Genomic DNA, 14,982 nt, shown 5'->3' with positions numbered 1-14,982 from the left:
CCTCCGGCGCGGCGGCGGCCGCGTCGGGGCCGGGCTCCGGGGCAGCCTCCGCCACCGGGGCGACGGCCACGGCGGGAGCGGCGACCGGACCGGGCACGACGGCGACGGCGGGAGCGACCGGCATCCCGGGCGCGGGGACGGGCGCGGCCGGCGCGGCGGCGGGACCCCGGTCCGCGAGGGAGCGTACGACTCCCCCGGTGGCGTCGGGCACGGCCGGACCCATGTGCAGGGGCCGGCGGGACTGGCTCACGGGCGCGGCGGGCGGCATCTGCGCGGCCGCGGCGGGGGCCGCCTGCGGGACCACGAGGCCGCCGAGGTCCAGGGAGCCGGAGTCACGGCCGCCGGTCTCGTGGGCGCCCGCGCTGTATACGGCGGGGTCGGTGAAGGCGTCGGGGTAGCCGGCCTCGGGGAACCCGGTGCCGGGCCCTGCCCCGAGCGGCTGCCCGGGCTGCGGCTGGCCGGCGACGGGCTGACCCGGCATCGGCTCGACGGGCTGACCCTGCATCGGCTGGCCCGGTGCGGGCTGGCCCGGCATCGCGTAGCCCGGGTCCGGGAAGCCGAGGTGCCCCTGCTCGGGGTAGCCGGCGGCCGGGGGCTGGGGGTATTCGGTGTAGGCCTGCTCGGCGGGGAACTCGCCGGGGAAGGCCGGGACCGGCGGGACCACCTGCGGGTCGCTCCAGGCGCCGCCCTGCCCGTGCCCGCTGGGCATCAGCAGCAGTTCGTCGTCCTCGGCCTCGGCGGGGTCGTCGACCAGGTCCTGGAAGGCGTAGCCTGCCGGGGCCTGCGGGGGCATCGGAGGCAGAGGGGGCAGCGGCTGGACCGGAGCGGGAACGCCCTGCTGATCCACCATGCCCGCGTTGTCCGGGTGACCCTCGCCCGGGACCTGGCCGGTGTCAGTCATGCTTACCCCTCGCCCATCGGTGTTGCCTCTTCGCCTCTTCGGTCGCCCGGCGCCCATGCGGCCCGACGGACGGGGTCGCCGCGCGGCGCGACACCTCGCGTTCGGCCCGCACGACAACTCCTGAGCATTGTCGCGCCCGTCGGCCGCCGTGTCGGCCGGAAACCGGCACGGTCCCCTGTGGACTGCGCCACGTCGCGCGCCTGCCGGGCGGTACGACGATCGGCCAGCCTACCCCGGGCGCCGCGCTAGCGGTTCACGGGGCGTTCGGCTGCCAGCAGGAAGACGACGGAACGCTCCTGTTCGGCCCAGGTCCTGGTGTCGAGGCCCACGGACTGGAGGAGCGCGCACTCGACGGCGTACCCGTGTTCGGTGAGCGTGCGCCCGATGGCCTCCGCCTGGTCGCGCGTGGAGGCGTGGCTGACGATCCGTTCGGGCCGCCGGTCGGCGACGGCCGCGACGACCTCGGCCCCGCCTCCTCCTACCCGTACGACATCGGGTTCCGGCAGGTTCTCCAGCACGTGTGGAGCGCGGCCCGCCACGACCTGGATCTGTACACCCCGCTTGCGGGCGGCGGCTGTTACGCGTTCGCAGGCGCGCGGGTCGGCGTCGACGGCGATGACGGCGGCGCCGAAGGCGGCGGCGTCCACGGCGAGGGCTCCGTGGCCGGTGCCGATGTCCCAGACGAGGTCTCCGGGGCGGGGGCCGAGGCGGGCGAGCTGGGCGGCGCGCAGCTGGGCCGACTCCCCCTCCCCCGCGTCCGGGCCGGCGAGCGGGCGGGCCCAGCCGCGTCCGGCGGCGGGGCTCTGTGCGGGTCCCTGGCCGAGCAGCCAGGGGGCGTCGGCGGTGGCGGAGTGTCCGGCGCCGCCGATGACGATGACGACGTTGGGGTCGCGCCAGGTGTGGTCGGCGGCGGCGTCGGAGGTGAGGACGGTGACGCGTTCGCGGTCGGTGCCGAGTGCCTCGCAGATGACGAAGGTGCGGTGGACTCCGTCGAGGAGCAGGGCGAGTTCGGCGGGGCCGGCGCCGGGCGAGGTGAGGACGGCGACCTTGCCGCGGGCCCGGCAGACGTTGACGGCGCGGCGCAGGGTGCGCGGGTGGGCGACGACCACCTGGGCGTCGTCCCAGGGCATTCCGGCGCGGGCGAAGGCGGCGGCGACGGAGGAGACGGCGGGGACGACCTCGACTTCCAGGCCGTGTTCGGGGGCGCGCAGGGTGCGGACGACGCCGAAGAAGCCGGGGTCGCCGTCGGCGAGGACGACGGCGGTGCCGCGGTGGCCGGCGATGCGGCGGGCGGCGAGGCCGAGGCTGCCGAGGCGGATGCGTTCGGCGCCGGGCGGGACTTCGGGGAGCGCGAGGTGGTGGGCGGCGCCGGCCACCAGGGTGGCCGCGGAGAGCGCGGACCGGGCGGCCGCGGTCAGGGGGGAGCCGTCCCAGCCGATCACCGTGACCCGGTCGGCCATCGTCGTCAGTCTCCTGGGGTGGGGTCAGGCGAAGTTTCGTCGGGGTCGCGCACTGCGAGACTACCTGGTCACGGGTCGGTTGCGGTCCGCGGTGAGGGTGTGGGCGGGGAGGACGGCGCGGGCCTCGCGGGCCTCGCGGCTGTCGTAGGTGTCGTAGCCGCCGTAGTCCTCGTCGTAGGCGTCGGCGTCGTCGAGGTCCTCGGGGACCAGGCTCCAGACGATGAGGTCGGTGCGGGTGTCGCTCCAGCTGCCGTCGGCGGCCTGGGTGCGGACCGTCCAGGCGTTGCGCAGGACGCCTTCACTGATGCAACCGATCTTCTGGGCGACCTGCTGGGAGGCGGTGTTGCCGGCGGCGGTGCGCAGTTCGAGTCTCTCGAACTGCTGCTCGCGGAAGAGCCAGCGGGCGACGGCGAGGAGGGACTCGCTGGCGTAGCCCTCGCCGCGGGCCCAGGGGGCGGTGACGTGGCGGACCTCGGTGGTGCGGGTGCGCCAGTTGGTGTTGCGGAGGTGGACGCTGCCGACGAGGCGCTGGGTGAGGAACTCGGCGACGGCGAAGACGATGCCGCGGCCCTCGGTGCGTTCGGCGTGGGAGACGTCGGTGGCCCAGAGGTGGGCGTCGGCGTGGGTGTAGGGGTGCGGGACCGAGGTCCAGGCGGTGACGTGCTCGTCGTTCATCATCTCGGCGAGCGCGGTGACGTCCTCCTCCTCGAAGGGGCGCAGCACCAGCCGGTCCGTGCTGATGGTGACGTCCGGGAAGGTGGTAGTCATGCGCAGCTCCATGCCTGAGGCGGACCGTTTGTGCGGGTCGTAGGCCACAGCATGCAGCATCGGCCCGGGGATGTGCAGGGCCGGGCTGCCCGGAAGCGGGCAGAGCTCGGGCGGCTCGCGGGCAGCCCGCGGCCCCGCGCGCCCGGGAGGGTGCGCGGGGCCGGGGATCCGGGGTGGATCAGGCGTTTCCTCAGGCGGCGGGGGTGCCGAAGGCCGGGATGACCGAGCCCTGGTACTTCTCCTCGATGAACTTCTTGACCTCGTCGGAGTTCAGGAGCTTGGCCAGCTTCTGGATGCGCGGGTCGTTCTGCTTGCCGTCCTTGACCGCCAGGAAGTTGGCGTACGGGTTGCCCTCGGCCTTCTCCAGGACCAGGGCGTCCTTGGCGGGCGAGAGGTTGGCTTCGAGGGCGTAGTTGCCGTTGATGACGGCGGCGTCGACGTCGTTCAGGGCGCGCGGGACCGTGGCGGCCTCCAGCTCCTTGAACTCCAGGCCCTTCTTGTCGGTGATGTCGGAGAGCTTGGCGCTGGTGCCGACGCCGTCCTTGAGGGTGATCAGCTTGTTCGCGGCGAGCAGCTGGAGGGCGCGGCCCTCGTTGGTGGTGTCGTTGGGTACGGCGACGGTCTGGCCGGGCTTGATGTCCGTGAGGGCCTTGACCTTCTTGGAGTAGAGGCCGAGGGGCTCCAGGTGCACGTTCACGACGGGCACGATGTGGGTGCCGTTCTTCTTGTTGAAGTCGTCGAGGTACGGCTTGTGCTGGAAGTAGTTGCCGTCGACCTGGCCCTGCTCGGTGGCGGTGTTGGGCAGGACGTAGTCCGTGAACTCCTTCACCTCCAGCTTGAGGCCCTCCTTGGCCGCGAGCTTGTCCTTGACGAAGTTCAGGATGTCGGCGTGCGGGCTCGGGGAGGCCGCGATGACGAGGGGCTTGCTCTCGTCGACCTTGCCGCCGTCGGCCTTGGTGGAGGACGGGTCCGAGGAGCTGCCGCAGGCGGTGAGGCCGAGGGCGAGCGCTGCGGTGGCGGCGGCGAAGGCGGTGAGCTTGATGTTCTTACGCACGAAGAGTGCCTTTCTTGCGGTACGGGTCCGGGATGGGGACCCGCTGGTGGTGGCCCAGGCACGACAAGTGCGGGCTTTCTCGGGTGGGGAAGATCAGGGGCGGCCCGGGGCGGGCTCAGGCTGTCCGGCCGCGGCGTGCGAGGACGCGCACCACGCCGTCGCCGATGAGCTGGATCACCGTGACGAGGGCGATCAGGACGACGACGGTGGCGACCATGAAGCCGGTCTCGAAGCGCTGGAAGCCGTAGGTGATGGCCTTGGAGCCGAGTCCTTCGCCGCCGACGGCGCCGGCCATGGCGGAGTAGCCGACGAGGGTGATCACGGTGGTGGTGACGGCGGCGACCAGGGAGGGCAGGGCCTGCGGGAGCAGGACCTTGCCGACGAGGGTCGGGATGCCGCCGCCCATGGACTCGACGGCCTCGATCAGGCCGTGGTCGACCTCGCGGACGGCCGTCTCGACGAGCCGGGCGAAGAAGGGGATGGCGCCGATGGCGAGCGGGACGATCATGGCGGTGGGGCCGATGAAGGTGCCGACGACGGCCGTGGTGACCGGGATCAGGGCGATCAGCAGGATGATGAACGGCAGCGAGCGGCCTATGTTCACGATCACGCCGAGGGCCTTGTTGAGCGGCTGGTTCCGCAGGAGGCCGCCCTTGTCGGTGAGGACGAGGAGGATGCCGAGGGGCAGTCCGCCGAGGACGGTCACCAGGGTGGACCACAGGACCATGTAGAGGGTGTCGTAGGTGCCCTGGGTGAGCAGGGGCTGCATCTCGGACCAGGTCACTTGGCACCGTCCTTGACCAGTGTGGCCAGTTCGTCGTCGATCTCGTCTGTCGTGGCGTCGGCTCCGTCGACCACGTCGACCTGGAGGCCCTGCTCGCGCAGGAAGCCGACGGGTACGACGTTGTCCTCGTAGCGGCCGGGCAGCTCGATGCGCATGCGGCCGATCTGGCGTCCGGCGACGGTGTCCATCGCGGCGCCGAGGATCGAGATGTCGATGTTGTACGTGCGGGCCAGCTGGGAGATGACCGGCTGGGTGGCGGCCTCTCCGTGGAAGGTGACGTCGACGACGGTGTGCTCGGGGCCGGTGGCGGCGCCGCTGACGGGGAAGAGTTCGGCGGCGAGCTCGGAGCCGGGGGTGGCGAGCAGCTCGGCGACGGTGCCGGACTCGATGATCCGGCCCTTCTTCATCAGGGCGGCGGAGTCGCAGATGCTCTTGACGACGTCCATCTCGTGCGTGATGAGCAGGACGGTGAGGCCGAGCTGGCGGTTGAGGTCGCGCAGGAGCTGGAGGATGGAGCGGGTGGTCTCGGGGTCCAGGGCGCTGGTGGCCTCGTCGGAGAGGAGCACCTTGGGGTCGCCGGCCAGGGCGCGGGCGATGCCGACGCGCTGCTTCTGGCCGCCGGAGAGCTGGGTGGGGTAGGCCTTGGCCTTGTCGGCGAGGCCGACGAGGTCGAGGAGTTCCAGGGCCTTGCGGGCGCGCTCGCGGCGGTCGACGCCGAGGATCTCCAGGGGGAGCTCGATGTTGGCCTGGACGGTGCGCGAGGACAGCAGGTTGAAGTGCTGGAAGACCATGCCGATGCGGCTGCGGGCCTCGCGGAGCTCCTTGCCGGCGCGCCGGCCGCGGCCGGCGAGGGCGGTGAGCTCGACGCCGTCGACGGTCACGGTGCCGGTGGTGGGGCGTTCGAGCAGGTTCACGCAGCGGATGAGGGAGGACTTGCCGGCGCCGCTCTGGCCGATGACTCCGTAGACCTCGCCCTCGCGGACGTGTAGGTCGACGCCGTCCAGGGCGGTGACCTCGCGGCCACGGGACTGGTAGACCTTCGTGAGGCCCGATGTGGTGATCACAGGAATTCCGTCGCTGTCGAGTGCACGGCGTGCGGGACCGTGCACGGGGCAAACATCTGGGGACGCGATACGGGTCGAACCGTCACAAAGGAAGCGTGTCGACGCGTGCGCGGGGCTGGAGCGGGTCCGGGCCGGAGGTCAGCGGTGACCTGGACGGCGGAGTGGCTCGCCTCGTCTCGCTTCGGGGCGCGAGACCGCGGGGGAAGGGGCCCTCAGAAGGCGCACATTCGACACATACAACGAGCACCGGGCGTCATCGTCGCCTCGGTCGCAAGGGTGCGGCTGCTCGTCGTGGTCATGGGCCCCAGTAAAGCAGACATGACGGTTCACCGATCAATGCTGTCCGGATAGCGGACGGATTCCGATCGCATTCCGGACGAGGGCGGCCGTCTCCGGTACCCCGTCCGGGGCGGTCCGCGAGCGCCCCTGACCAGTGCCGGCACGGCCTGGCGGGTTCCGGGCCCGGGTCCGCGCGGGGCCGGGGCGGGGGCGCCCGTTGTGGCCAAGGCCACGGCCGGCGCCCCGCCGGCTCCCGGCCGGCGCCCCCTGCGCAGCCGATCTTGGCCCCCGTAATACGCTCACTGCATGCTCGACGCCCTGACGGCCGCCCTCGGCGTGGCCGCCCTCGCCCTCGCCGCCTGGTGCGGTCACGCCGTATGGCGGGACCAGCCGACCAAGGACTGGCACTTCATCGGCATGGCCGTGGTGACCCTGCTGGCCCTGGCCCAGCTGGTGGTCGGCCTGGTCCAGCTGGGCCGGGGCGAGAAGCCCGAGCAGGGCGCGGTGCTCTTCGTGGCCTACCTGGTGGGCGCCTTCGCGGCGGTCCCGGCCGCCGGGCTGCTCTCGCTGACCGAGCGCACGAAGTGGGGTTCGGTGACGGTGGCCGCGGGCGCGGTCGTCCTCGCCGTGCTCGAAGTGCGCCTCTACGACATCTGGGGATCCGCCGGTGCCTGACACGACGACCGCCTCGCCGGAAGCCCGCAAGCGGCTGGTCTCCGGGCCGGGACTGCTGCTGGTGTGGCTCTACGGGGTGATGGTGGTCGGGGCGGTCTCGCGCTCGGCCTTCCAGATCTCCACCGAGTTCGACCGGGCGCCGCTGGCCTACTCCCTGTCGGCGGCGGCCGCGCTGGTCTACGCCTTCATCACGTACTCGCTGGTGCGCGGCGGCGACCGGGCCCGGCGGGCGGCACTGGTGTGCTGCGGCGCCGAGCTCGCGGGCGTGCTGGCCGTGGGCACCTGGACCCTGGTCCGGCCCGAGGCCTTCCCCGACACCACGGTGTGGTCGGGCTTCGGGATGGGCTACCTGTTCATCCCGGTGATCCTGCCGGTCACCGGGATGCTCTGGCTGCGCGCGAAGCGCTAGGACGGGCGGGGGCGGGCCGGGGCGCCGCTCAGGCGCTGACGGTGAAGTCGGCGGGGACCACGGCGTCCTTCTCCAGGATCACCAGGTGCACGCCGTCGGAGGCGGTGCGGTTGCCGACCTTCGCGTAGCCGGCCTTGCGGTAGAGCCGCAGGTTCGACTCGCTCTTGTGGCCGGTGTGCAGCCGGAAGCGGGTGCCGCCGCCGCCCGCGAGGGCCTCCTCCACCGCGCGCAGCAGCCGGGCGCCGAGGCCGTGACCCTGGAGGCGGGGGTGTACGCACAGCTTGGCGATGCTGGCCGTGCCGTCCTCGCCGACGCTTCCGCGCACCGCGCCGACCACCTCGTCGCCGAGCCGGGCCACCAGGACGGTGTCCGTGGCCAGCTCCGCCTTCAGGGAGTCCAGGGACTGGGTGAGGGGCTGGATGAGGTAGTTGCCGTACAGCTCGGCCTCCCGCTGGAACGCCAGGTACTGCAGCTTGAAGATCTGCTCGGCGTCTTCGGCGGCCGCCGCCGAAATGGTCACGCTCATGCCCATGTGCGCATGCCTCCCGCTCACCGGTAGCTCTCTGGTCTACCGCTCCTTTCCCCAAGGGGCAGGAGCCGCAACCTCTCCAGCGAGCATTCTGCGCAGACATCCCAGGCAACGGGAACGAACGGGCCCCAAACTTCCTTGTGAGATACCCAACTCTCCTGCGATTTCACGGTATGTGAGGTCTCGGGGCGAAAGAAGTGCGCCCATCAGCTCGGGGCAGCGTCCCGGCAGTCGGGCGACCGCCGATCGGAGGGCGCGGTTCTCCTCCCCGTGCAGCAGGGCGTCCTCGGGCTCGTCGGCCGTGTCCGCGGGGGTGACCCCGTACGGGATCTCGCGCCGTGCCCGCCTGCGGGCGAGCCGGGCCTCGGCGCGCACCGCCCGCCTCAGCCAGCGGGCCCGGCCGGAGGGTCCGGGGCCGTGCGGGCCCTGCTCCAGCAGCCTTACCCAGACGGCCTGTTCCAGGTCGGCGGCGTCCACCCCGGCGGCGGGGGCCTCCGCTGCCGCCTCGGCCGACAGCAGCGGGCCCAGCTCCTCGATCAGTTCCGGTTCGCGTCGCAGGTCCATGCCGGGCGGGACGCGGGGGCCGGGCCGGGCGGTTTCCCCGCCGGACCCGGCCCACCCTTACGTGGCCGGGGGGCTAGCGGTTGACGCCGCGTCCGGGACGGAAGGCCTCGGCGGCGAGGAGTCCGGTGTCGGGGTTGTCGGTGAAGATGGCGTCGATGCCCAGCTCGAAGTAGCGCTTGAAGGCGCCGAAGGCGTCCCCGTAGGCGTTCGGGTCGGTGCCCTTCCGGTATTCGGCCGGCAGGAAGGCGTTCTCGTTGCGGGCCGTGTAGGGGTGCAGGACCAGGCCGCGGGCGTGGGCGTCGCGCACCAGGGTGGTGGGCGTGCCGAGCTTGCCGTCCGCGTCGCGCGGGACGATGAGGTCCAGGGTGGGGCCGATGCCCTGGGCGAAGCCGGCGATCCACTTCAGGCCCTCGGGCTTGACCAGGTCGGCGACCGTGCGCGGGTCCTTGGCCACCTCGAAGTCCCAGGGGCGGGTGTTCGCGCCGGAGAGCAGGACGACGCGCGGGGCGGACACCAGCCGGGAGAGCCGCTGGATGCTGGAGGGCTCGAAGGACTGGAGGAAGACGGCGGCGTTCCGGCCGTCGCGGCCGTAGCGGCGCAGCAGGGCGGCGAGGGGCTCCTCCAGGCCGAGGCCGAGGCCGCGGAAGTAGGTGGGGTGCTTGGTCTCGACGTGCAGCCAGACCCGCTTGCCGCGCCGCTTGCCCTCGCGGTCGGCCCAGCGCAGCACCTCTTCGAAGGTGGGTACGGGCCAGCGGCCGTCGTAGAGGGTGTTGCGCTGGCGGATGGCCGGAATGCGTTCCTTGGCGCGCAGGGTCCGCAGCTCGGCGAGGGTGAAGTCCTCGGTGAACCAGCCCGTGACGGAGACCCCGTCGACGGTCTTGGTGGTGCGCCGGCCGGCGAAGCCGGGGTGGTCGGCGACGTCGGTGGTGCCGCCGATCTCGTTCTCGTGGCGGCACACCAGGTGGCCGTCCTTGGTGGGGACGAGGTCCTGTTCGATGACGTCGGCGCCGAGGTCGAGTGCGAGCTGGTAGGAGCCGAGGGTGTGCTCGGGGCGGTAGCCGCTGGAGCCCCGGTGGCCGATGACGAGGGGGACGGGCAGGTCGCGGTAGCCGCCCTCGCCGTGCCCGGCCTCGCTCGCGGAGGCGGTGCCCGCGGCGAGCGTGCTGATTCCGGTTCCGGCCGCGAGGACCGCGGCTCCCAGGACGGTGCGCCGGGCTGTCCGACCTTGCATCATCAGTGCCACTCCTTGTTCGGAATCGTTTGGAAATCGCCCGGCTTCTTTTGGAAATCGGCGAGCCGATGGTAGGCAAGGGGGATGGCGGGCGGGTTGGGTCGCGCGGAACATGGCGGAAACACACGTCAACACTGCGTATCCACCTCGTGAACCCGATGTGCGATCAGGGGTGACCCGCGAGTATCGTCCTCACCTGCACTACCGCCGTGTGGTGCGAAAACCGCTTTTCGATGCCGGAGGGCTCACGTTGTTCCGTACCGCGCTCATCAAAGCCACTGTCGGATCGGCCATGCGCCTGATGTTCCGCACCAGGGTGGAGGGGCTGGAGAACATTCCGGGCACCGGCCCGGTGATCCTGGCGGGCAATCACCTGACCTTCATCGACTCGATGATCCTGCCGCTGGTGTGCGACCGCACGGTCCACTTCATCGGCAAGGACGAGTACGTGACGGGCAAGGGCCTCAAGGGCCGACTGATGGCGTGGTTCTTCACCGGCGCCGGCATGATCCCGGTGGACCGGGACGGCGCGAACGGAGGCGTCGCCGCGCTGATGACGGGCCGCCGGATCCTGGAGGAGGGCAAGATCTTCGGGATCTACCCCGAGGGCACCCGCTCCCCCGACGGCCGGCTCTACCGCGGCCGTACCGGCATCGCCCGCCTGACCCTGATGACGGGCGCCCCCGTGGTCCCGTTCGCGATGATCGGCACGGACAAGCTCCAGCCCGGCGGCAAGGGCATGCCCCGCCCGGGCCGGGTCACCATCCGCTTCGGCGAGCCGATGGAGTTCTCCCGCTACGAGGGCATGGACCGCGACCGGTACGTGCTGCGCGCCGTCACCGACTCGGTGATGGCCGAGGTCATGCGCCTGTCGGGCCAGGAGTACGTGGACATGTACGCGACCAAGGCGAAGGCCGCCTGAGCCGCCGCCCTACTGGCGCTGGAGTGACCGGCTGACGCCCGCCGCCGTCGTGGTGGCGAGGATCCAGCCGGTCACGATCAGCAGGTACGACAGCCACTGGTACCAGCCGCTCGGCGCGAAGGCCTCCTCCTGGCCGAAGCCGATGATCGGCAGCAGCAGGTCGATCGTGTAGAAGACCGGGTTGAAGTCGGGGGCCTCCCCCGGCTTCAGCGGCCTCGGGTGGTGCAGCCCGTATGCGATCCAGCCCGTCAGGACCAGCAGCAGGAGCCAGCCCGCCGCGCGCAGCGGCCGGAACCCGTAGCCGACGGTGACGTCCTGGAGGAGTCCCCAGAGCCGGGTGTGGCGGGGCAGCGTGTGCCGATGGCGGCGGAGCTTGGCGAGCTGGACGGTGCGGGCACCGGCTTCGTCCCCGACCGTGCGGTAGGCGGCGGCGAGCTGCTCGTAGGAGTACGGGAGGTAGCCGTTCTCCTCGCGTTCCAGGAGCGGCAGCCGCTCCTCGGCGGGCAGGTGGGGGTGCAGCACCCGGTAGCTGAGCCCCTCGGTGCGGACCACGGGCGGCCAGGTGCCGGGTTCGGCGTAGAGCATGTCGAGCTGGCTGCGGCGCAGGTTGACGATGCCGTCGACGGGCGGGCACTTGCGGAGCCAGAACTCGCCGATCGAGCAGCTGCTGGCGCGCAGGGCCACCCCGTCCGGATTGGCCATCCGGGCGCGGGCGAGGTACAGCTGACCGGGGATCCGGGCGCCGGTGAGGTTGACCATCCCCTCCGCCTCCAGCCGGCTGCCGCGCAGGTCGGTGCCGACGGAGAGGGTCTCGGCGTGGAGGGCGATCCCGCCGGGGTTGATGAGCCTGGCCCGGTCGAGGTTGAGCTGGCCGGCGATCGTGGCGCCGTTGATGCGGAGCTGGCCGTGGACGGTGAGCCGGTCGGCGATGATGTCGGTGCTTATTTCGGCGTGGTTGAGCTGGAGCGGGGGTTCACCGGCCTCGTCGGGCAGGCTGCCGGGGCGGATCACCGCCCCCTGGAGGAAGAGACCGCCGTTGATCCGGGCGCCGGCCAGCCGGACGGGGCCGTCGATGGTGCAGCGGGAGAGCCGCAGGACGACGTCCACGCGGACGGTCGCCGCGGTCAGGCCGGGCAGGGTGGAGTCGCCGAGGACGACGGCGCGCAGCTGGGCCCCGTACATCATGGGCTTGCGTTCGAACCAGCAGGAGCGCATCCGGATGGGATGGTCCACGACCGCGTACTTGAGGTCGAGCTTGCCGCTGATCCGGGCGCCGTACAGCTTGAGCCCCGGTACCCGGCCGTGTTCGCTCGGGCCGCCGACCAGCAGGGTCCGCAGTACTTCGGCGCGTACGGTGCGCTCCGGGCCCCAGGAGGCGCCGTCCTCGGAGGACTCGTCGGGGCCCTCGCGGAAGTCGACGCCCTCGCCGCGCGGGAAGGCGTCCCATACGCGGCGTTCGGCGGGGGTCAGGTCGGTGATCTCCATCGCCGGGATGGTGTCCCGCTCGCCGACGGGCTGTCAACTCCGTGCGGGACACCCTCACCTGGCGTAACGTCAGTGCTCGACGCCGTCCTGGAGCTCCTGCCCCTTCAGGAGGAACCAGGCGACCGCGGCGGTGGCCAGCAGGACGGCCGCGCCGACGCCGGAGGCGAGCCGCAGCCCGTCCACGAAGGCGTCCTGGGCCGCGCCGACCATGGTCCGGGCGGTCTGCGGGTCCAGGGTCCGGGCGGCTTCGACGGCTCCGCCGAGGGACTCGTGGGCCGCCTCGGCCACCGGGGCGGGGACCGGGGCCGGTGCGGTGAAGCCCTGGTAGACGCCGGTGACGATGGAGCCGAGCAGGGCGATGCCGAGGGCGGCGCCCAGTTCGTACGCGGTCTCGGAGACGGCCGAGGCCGAACCGGCCTGCTCCTTGGGCACGCTGGAGAGGATCACGTCGGCGGTGACGGTGAAGGAGAACCCGGCGCCGAGGCCGACGACGAGCAGGGACGCGCCGAGCAGCGGGTAGCCGCTGTCCCGGTGGATCAGGGTGAGGGCGGCCAGGGCCAGGCCGCTGGCGGCGAGACCGCCGGCCACGATGGCCCGGACCGAGTACCGGCGGGCGTACCGGCCGGCGACCAGACCGGTGACGACCGCGCCGGCGGCGGCGGGGAGCTCGGCCAGACCCGCCTCCAGGGGGTCGCGGCCCTGGACCAGCTGGAGGAACTGGGAGAGGAAGAAGACCAGCCCGGAGAGGCCGAAGACGGTCAGCAGGTCGGCGAGGACCGCGCCGGAGAAGCCGCGGTGCTTGAAGAGCCGCATGTCGAGCAGCGGCGAGGGCAGGGTGAACTGGCGGCGCACGAACGCGTACAGGCAGCCGGCGCCGATGACGGCGGCGGCCCAGACGCCCCAGGTCGGGCCGTGGGTGGCGGCTTCCTTGACCGCGTAGACCACGCCGATGACGCCGACCAGGGAGAGGCCGACGCTGAACAGGTCCCAGGGGCCCGCCACCGGGTTCTTGGACTCGGGCAGCAGCCTGACGCCGACGACGACCAGGACGGCCATCACGGGCAGGTTGATGAGGAAGACCGAGCCCCACCAGAAGTGCTGGAGCAGGGCCCCGCCGACGACCGGTCCGACGGCCGCGCCGGCGGAGGCGGTGGCGCCCCAGATGCCGATGGCGAGGCTGCGCTCCTTGGGGTCGTGGAAGATGTTGCGGATCAGCGCGAGGGTGGACGGCATCAGGGTCGCGCCGGCGACGCCGAGCAGCGCCCGGGCCGCGATCATCATCTCGGGGCTGGTGGCGTAGGCGTTGAGGACGGAGACGGCCCCGAAGGCGGTGGCGCCGAGCAGCAGCAGCTTCTTGCGGCCCATGCGGTCGCCGAGGGAGCCCATGGAGACGAGCAGGCCGGCGATGACGAAGGAGTAGATGTCGCCGATCCACAGCAGCTGGGTGCCGGACGGCTTGAGGTCCTCGCTGAGGGAGGGCGTGGCGAGGCCGAGTACGGTGGCGTCGACCGCGACCAGCAGGACGGCCAGGACGAGCACCGAGAGGGCGAGCCAGCGTCCGCGGCTCCTCCCCTCCGCCCCCGCCTGCCGGTTCAGCTGTTCGGTTCTGGTCATCACTCCACGCTCCGTCGTGCGCCACCGAGCAGCAACTCGGTGATCATGTATTGGAAGTCCTTGGCCGCGACCCGGCCGTCCATGACGGCCCAGGCGCAGGTGCCGATGAGGCCGTAGAGGGCCTCGGTGAGCCAGGCCGGGCTCAGGTCGATCCGGATGTCGCCCTCCTGCTGGCCGCGCCGGAAGAGCGCGCCGACGCGCGCGTCGAGGCGGGCCCAGCCCTCGTTGACCTGGTCGCCCTCGAAGAGCTGGTTCTCGGTGACGAGGAAGGCCAGCAGCTGGGCGTCGGGCTCGGTCTCGGCGACGAGGCGGCGCAGGGCCTCCACGGCCGTGCCCTCGTCGAGGCGGGCCCGGTCGAAGGCGATCTCGAACCGGCGGATGCCGAGGTCCTCCAGGGCCCGTACGAGGGCGTCGCGCCCGGCGAAGTGCCGGTGGAGGGTCGCCCGGCCGATTCCGGCGGCGCGGGCCACCTCGTCCATCGTCGCGGTCGATTTGCGGGAGAGCAGGGCCGCCGCGTCGCGGAGCACCTGGTCACGATCCATGGCCATGAGACAACGTTACCCCAAATGAGACATCAATGTCTCACTCGCGAGGAAAACAGGCTGCCGAGGGGGCAGCCGGAGAGGAAACCTGAGCGCATGAAGCCACTGCTGCTGATCGACGTCGACGGCCCGCTGAACCCGTACGGGGCCAAGCCCGAGCGCCGTCCGGAGGGGTACACCACCCACCGGATGCGCCCCACGGGCTTCACGGACGGCAAGCCACTGCGGGTCTGGCTCAACCCCGGCCACGGGGCCGAGCTGCTCGCGCTGGCGGACGCGTACGAGCTGGTCTGGGCCACCACCTGGAAGGACGAGGCCAACGACTGGATAGGCCCGCACCTGGGCCTGCCCCGGCTGCCGTTCATCGACTGGCCGGTGATGCACGGCCGGGCGCCGCGCGGCACCTTCTGGAAGACGCAGTACATCCTGGAGTACGCGGGCGCCCGGCCCTTCGCCTGGATCGACGACGACATCACGGCCATGGACCGCGAGTACGTCGAGCAGCGCCACACCGCGCACGCGCTGCTCGTGCACGTCGACGAACGGATCGGCCTGACCCGGCCGGACTTCGACGCGCTGGCGGACTGGGCCGGCGGCGGCCGGACCGGCGGCTGACCCCGGACGCGCCGGAGGGGCGGGTAGGGGCCCCCGGGGGCCCGGACCCCCCACCCCGCGCCGGAGGAAAAGGGAGTTGGTAAGCC

At 72.3% G+C, this 14,982-nt stretch carries 15 protein-coding genes and 1 pseudogene; 4 read left to right on the top strand and 12 right to left on the bottom strand.

The window, feature by feature from the left end:
- The 6 genes and pseudogenes from AB0F18_RS34395 to AB0F18_RS34370 form a co-directional block, all read right to left on the bottom strand.
- Window positions 1-901 (bottom strand): annotated as a pseudogene (locus AB0F18_RS34395) (hypothetical protein); the annotation flags it as partial.
- 245 nt (window positions 902-1,146) lie between these two features.
- Window positions 1,147-2,361 carry a precorrin-6y C5,15-methyltransferase (decarboxylating) subunit CbiE gene (gene cbiE / locus AB0F18_RS34390; protein WP_362067852.1) on the bottom strand — a complete coding sequence of 405 codons (1,215 nt, stop codon included), beginning with the start codon at window positions 2,359-2,361 and terminating at the stop codon, window positions 1,147-1,149.
- Window positions 2,362-2,421: 60 nt separating this feature from the next.
- On the bottom strand, window positions 2,422-3,129 hold the full coding sequence (locus AB0F18_RS34385) for a GNAT family N-acetyltransferase (RefSeq protein ID WP_362067849.1): 708 nt from the start codon (window positions 3,127-3,129) through the stop codon (window positions 2,422-2,424).
- Window positions 3,130-3,319: 190 nt separating this feature from the next.
- Entirely contained in the window at window positions 3,320-4,183 is an 864-nt protein-coding gene (locus AB0F18_RS34380) for a MetQ/NlpA family ABC transporter substrate-binding protein (RefSeq protein ID WP_362067846.1), read from the bottom strand.
- A gap of 115 nt (window positions 4,184-4,298) precedes the next feature.
- The gene (locus tag AB0F18_RS34375; RefSeq protein ID WP_042812822.1) at window positions 4,299-4,967 is read right to left on the bottom strand and encodes a methionine ABC transporter permease; all 669 of its coding nucleotides are present in this window, start codon (window positions 4,965-4,967) and stop codon (window positions 4,299-4,301) included.
- Window positions 4,964-6,031 carry an ATP-binding cassette domain-containing protein gene (locus AB0F18_RS34370; protein ID WP_362067843.1) on the bottom strand — a complete coding sequence of 356 codons (1,068 nt, stop codon included), beginning with the start codon at window positions 6,029-6,031 and terminating at the stop codon, window positions 4,964-4,966. Before AB0F18_RS34370 ends, AB0F18_RS34375 begins: the two co-directional genes overlap by 4 nt.
- Window positions 6,032-6,616: 585 nt before the next feature.
- Here AB0F18_RS34370 and AB0F18_RS34365 point away from each other — a divergent pair.
- Both AB0F18_RS34365 and AB0F18_RS34360 read left to right on the top strand, forming a co-directional pair.
- Window positions 6,617-6,985: a hypothetical protein gene (locus tag AB0F18_RS34365; protein ID WP_362067840.1), complete on the top strand. Its 369-nt coding sequence runs from the start codon at window positions 6,617-6,619 to the stop codon at window positions 6,983-6,985.
- Window positions 6,978-7,394, top strand: a complete 417-nt coding sequence (locus AB0F18_RS34360) for a hypothetical protein (RefSeq protein WP_362067837.1) — start codon at window positions 6,978-6,980, stop codon at window positions 7,392-7,394. The genes AB0F18_RS34365 and AB0F18_RS34360 overlap by 8 nt, the downstream gene beginning before the upstream one ends.
- 28 nt (window positions 7,395-7,422) lie before the next feature.
- Here the strand turns inward: AB0F18_RS34360 and AB0F18_RS34355 are convergent, their stop codons facing one another.
- From AB0F18_RS34355 to AB0F18_RS34345, 3 genes are all read right to left on the bottom strand, one after another.
- Window positions 7,423-7,926 carry a GNAT family N-acetyltransferase gene (locus AB0F18_RS34355; protein ID WP_362067855.1) on the bottom strand — a complete coding sequence of 168 codons (504 nt, stop codon included), beginning with the start codon at window positions 7,924-7,926 and terminating at the stop codon, window positions 7,423-7,425.
- A 36-nt stretch (window positions 7,927-7,962) separates the two neighbouring features.
- Window positions 7,963-8,487 (bottom strand): sigma-70 family RNA polymerase sigma factor, encoded by a 525-nt coding sequence (locus AB0F18_RS34350; protein ID WP_362067834.1) that lies wholly within the window; start codon window positions 8,485-8,487, stop codon window positions 7,963-7,965.
- 73 nt (window positions 8,488-8,560) lie between these two features.
- Window positions 8,561-9,718 carry a glycerophosphodiester phosphodiesterase gene (locus AB0F18_RS34345; protein WP_362067831.1) on the bottom strand — a complete coding sequence of 386 codons (1,158 nt, stop codon included), beginning with the start codon at window positions 9,716-9,718 and terminating at the stop codon, window positions 8,561-8,563.
- Window positions 9,719-10,010: 292 nt separating this feature from the next.
- Here AB0F18_RS34345 and AB0F18_RS34340 point away from each other — a divergent pair, with 292 nt between their 5' ends.
- Window positions 10,011-10,640 (top strand): lysophospholipid acyltransferase family protein, encoded by a 630-nt coding sequence (locus AB0F18_RS34340; RefSeq protein ID WP_362067828.1) that lies wholly within the window; start codon window positions 10,011-10,013, stop codon window positions 10,638-10,640.
- A gap of 9 nt (window positions 10,641-10,649) precedes the next feature.
- Here AB0F18_RS34340 and AB0F18_RS34335 read toward each other — a convergent pair whose 3' ends face one another.
- The 3 genes from AB0F18_RS34335 to AB0F18_RS34325 form a co-directional block, all read right to left on the bottom strand.
- Complete coding sequence (locus AB0F18_RS34335) at window positions 10,650-12,125, bottom strand: membrane-associated oxidoreductase (protein WP_362067826.1); 1,476 nt, start codon at window positions 12,123-12,125, stop codon at window positions 10,650-10,652.
- Window positions 12,126-12,194: 69 nt separating this feature from the next.
- A complete protein-coding gene (locus AB0F18_RS34330) occupies window positions 12,195-13,739 on the bottom strand; it encodes an MFS transporter (protein ID WP_362067823.1) in 1,545 nt (514 codons plus the stop codon).
- On the bottom strand, window positions 13,739-14,287 hold the full coding sequence (locus tag AB0F18_RS34325; protein WP_362067820.1) for a helix-turn-helix domain-containing protein: 549 nt from the start codon (window positions 14,285-14,287) through the stop codon (window positions 13,739-13,741). Before AB0F18_RS34325 ends, AB0F18_RS34330 begins: the two co-directional genes overlap by 1 nt.
- Before the next feature lie 90 nt (window positions 14,288-14,377).
- Here AB0F18_RS34325 and AB0F18_RS34320 point away from each other — a divergent pair, with 90 nt between their 5' ends.
- The gene (locus AB0F18_RS34320; protein ID WP_362067817.1) at window positions 14,378-14,896 is read left to right on the top strand and encodes an HAD domain-containing protein; all 519 of its coding nucleotides are present in this window, start codon (window positions 14,378-14,380) and stop codon (window positions 14,894-14,896) included.
- The last annotated feature ends 86 nt before the right edge of the window (window positions 14,897-14,982 follow it).

Origin of the sequence: Streptomyces sp. NPDC029216 (assembly GCF_040648015.1) — a bacterium.
Lineage (GTDB): Bacteria > Actinomycetota > Actinomycetes > Streptomycetales > Streptomycetaceae > Streptomyces.
The sequence above is the reverse complement of the archived record's forward strand: the minus strand, read 5'-3'. Positions and strand labels throughout refer to the sequence as shown.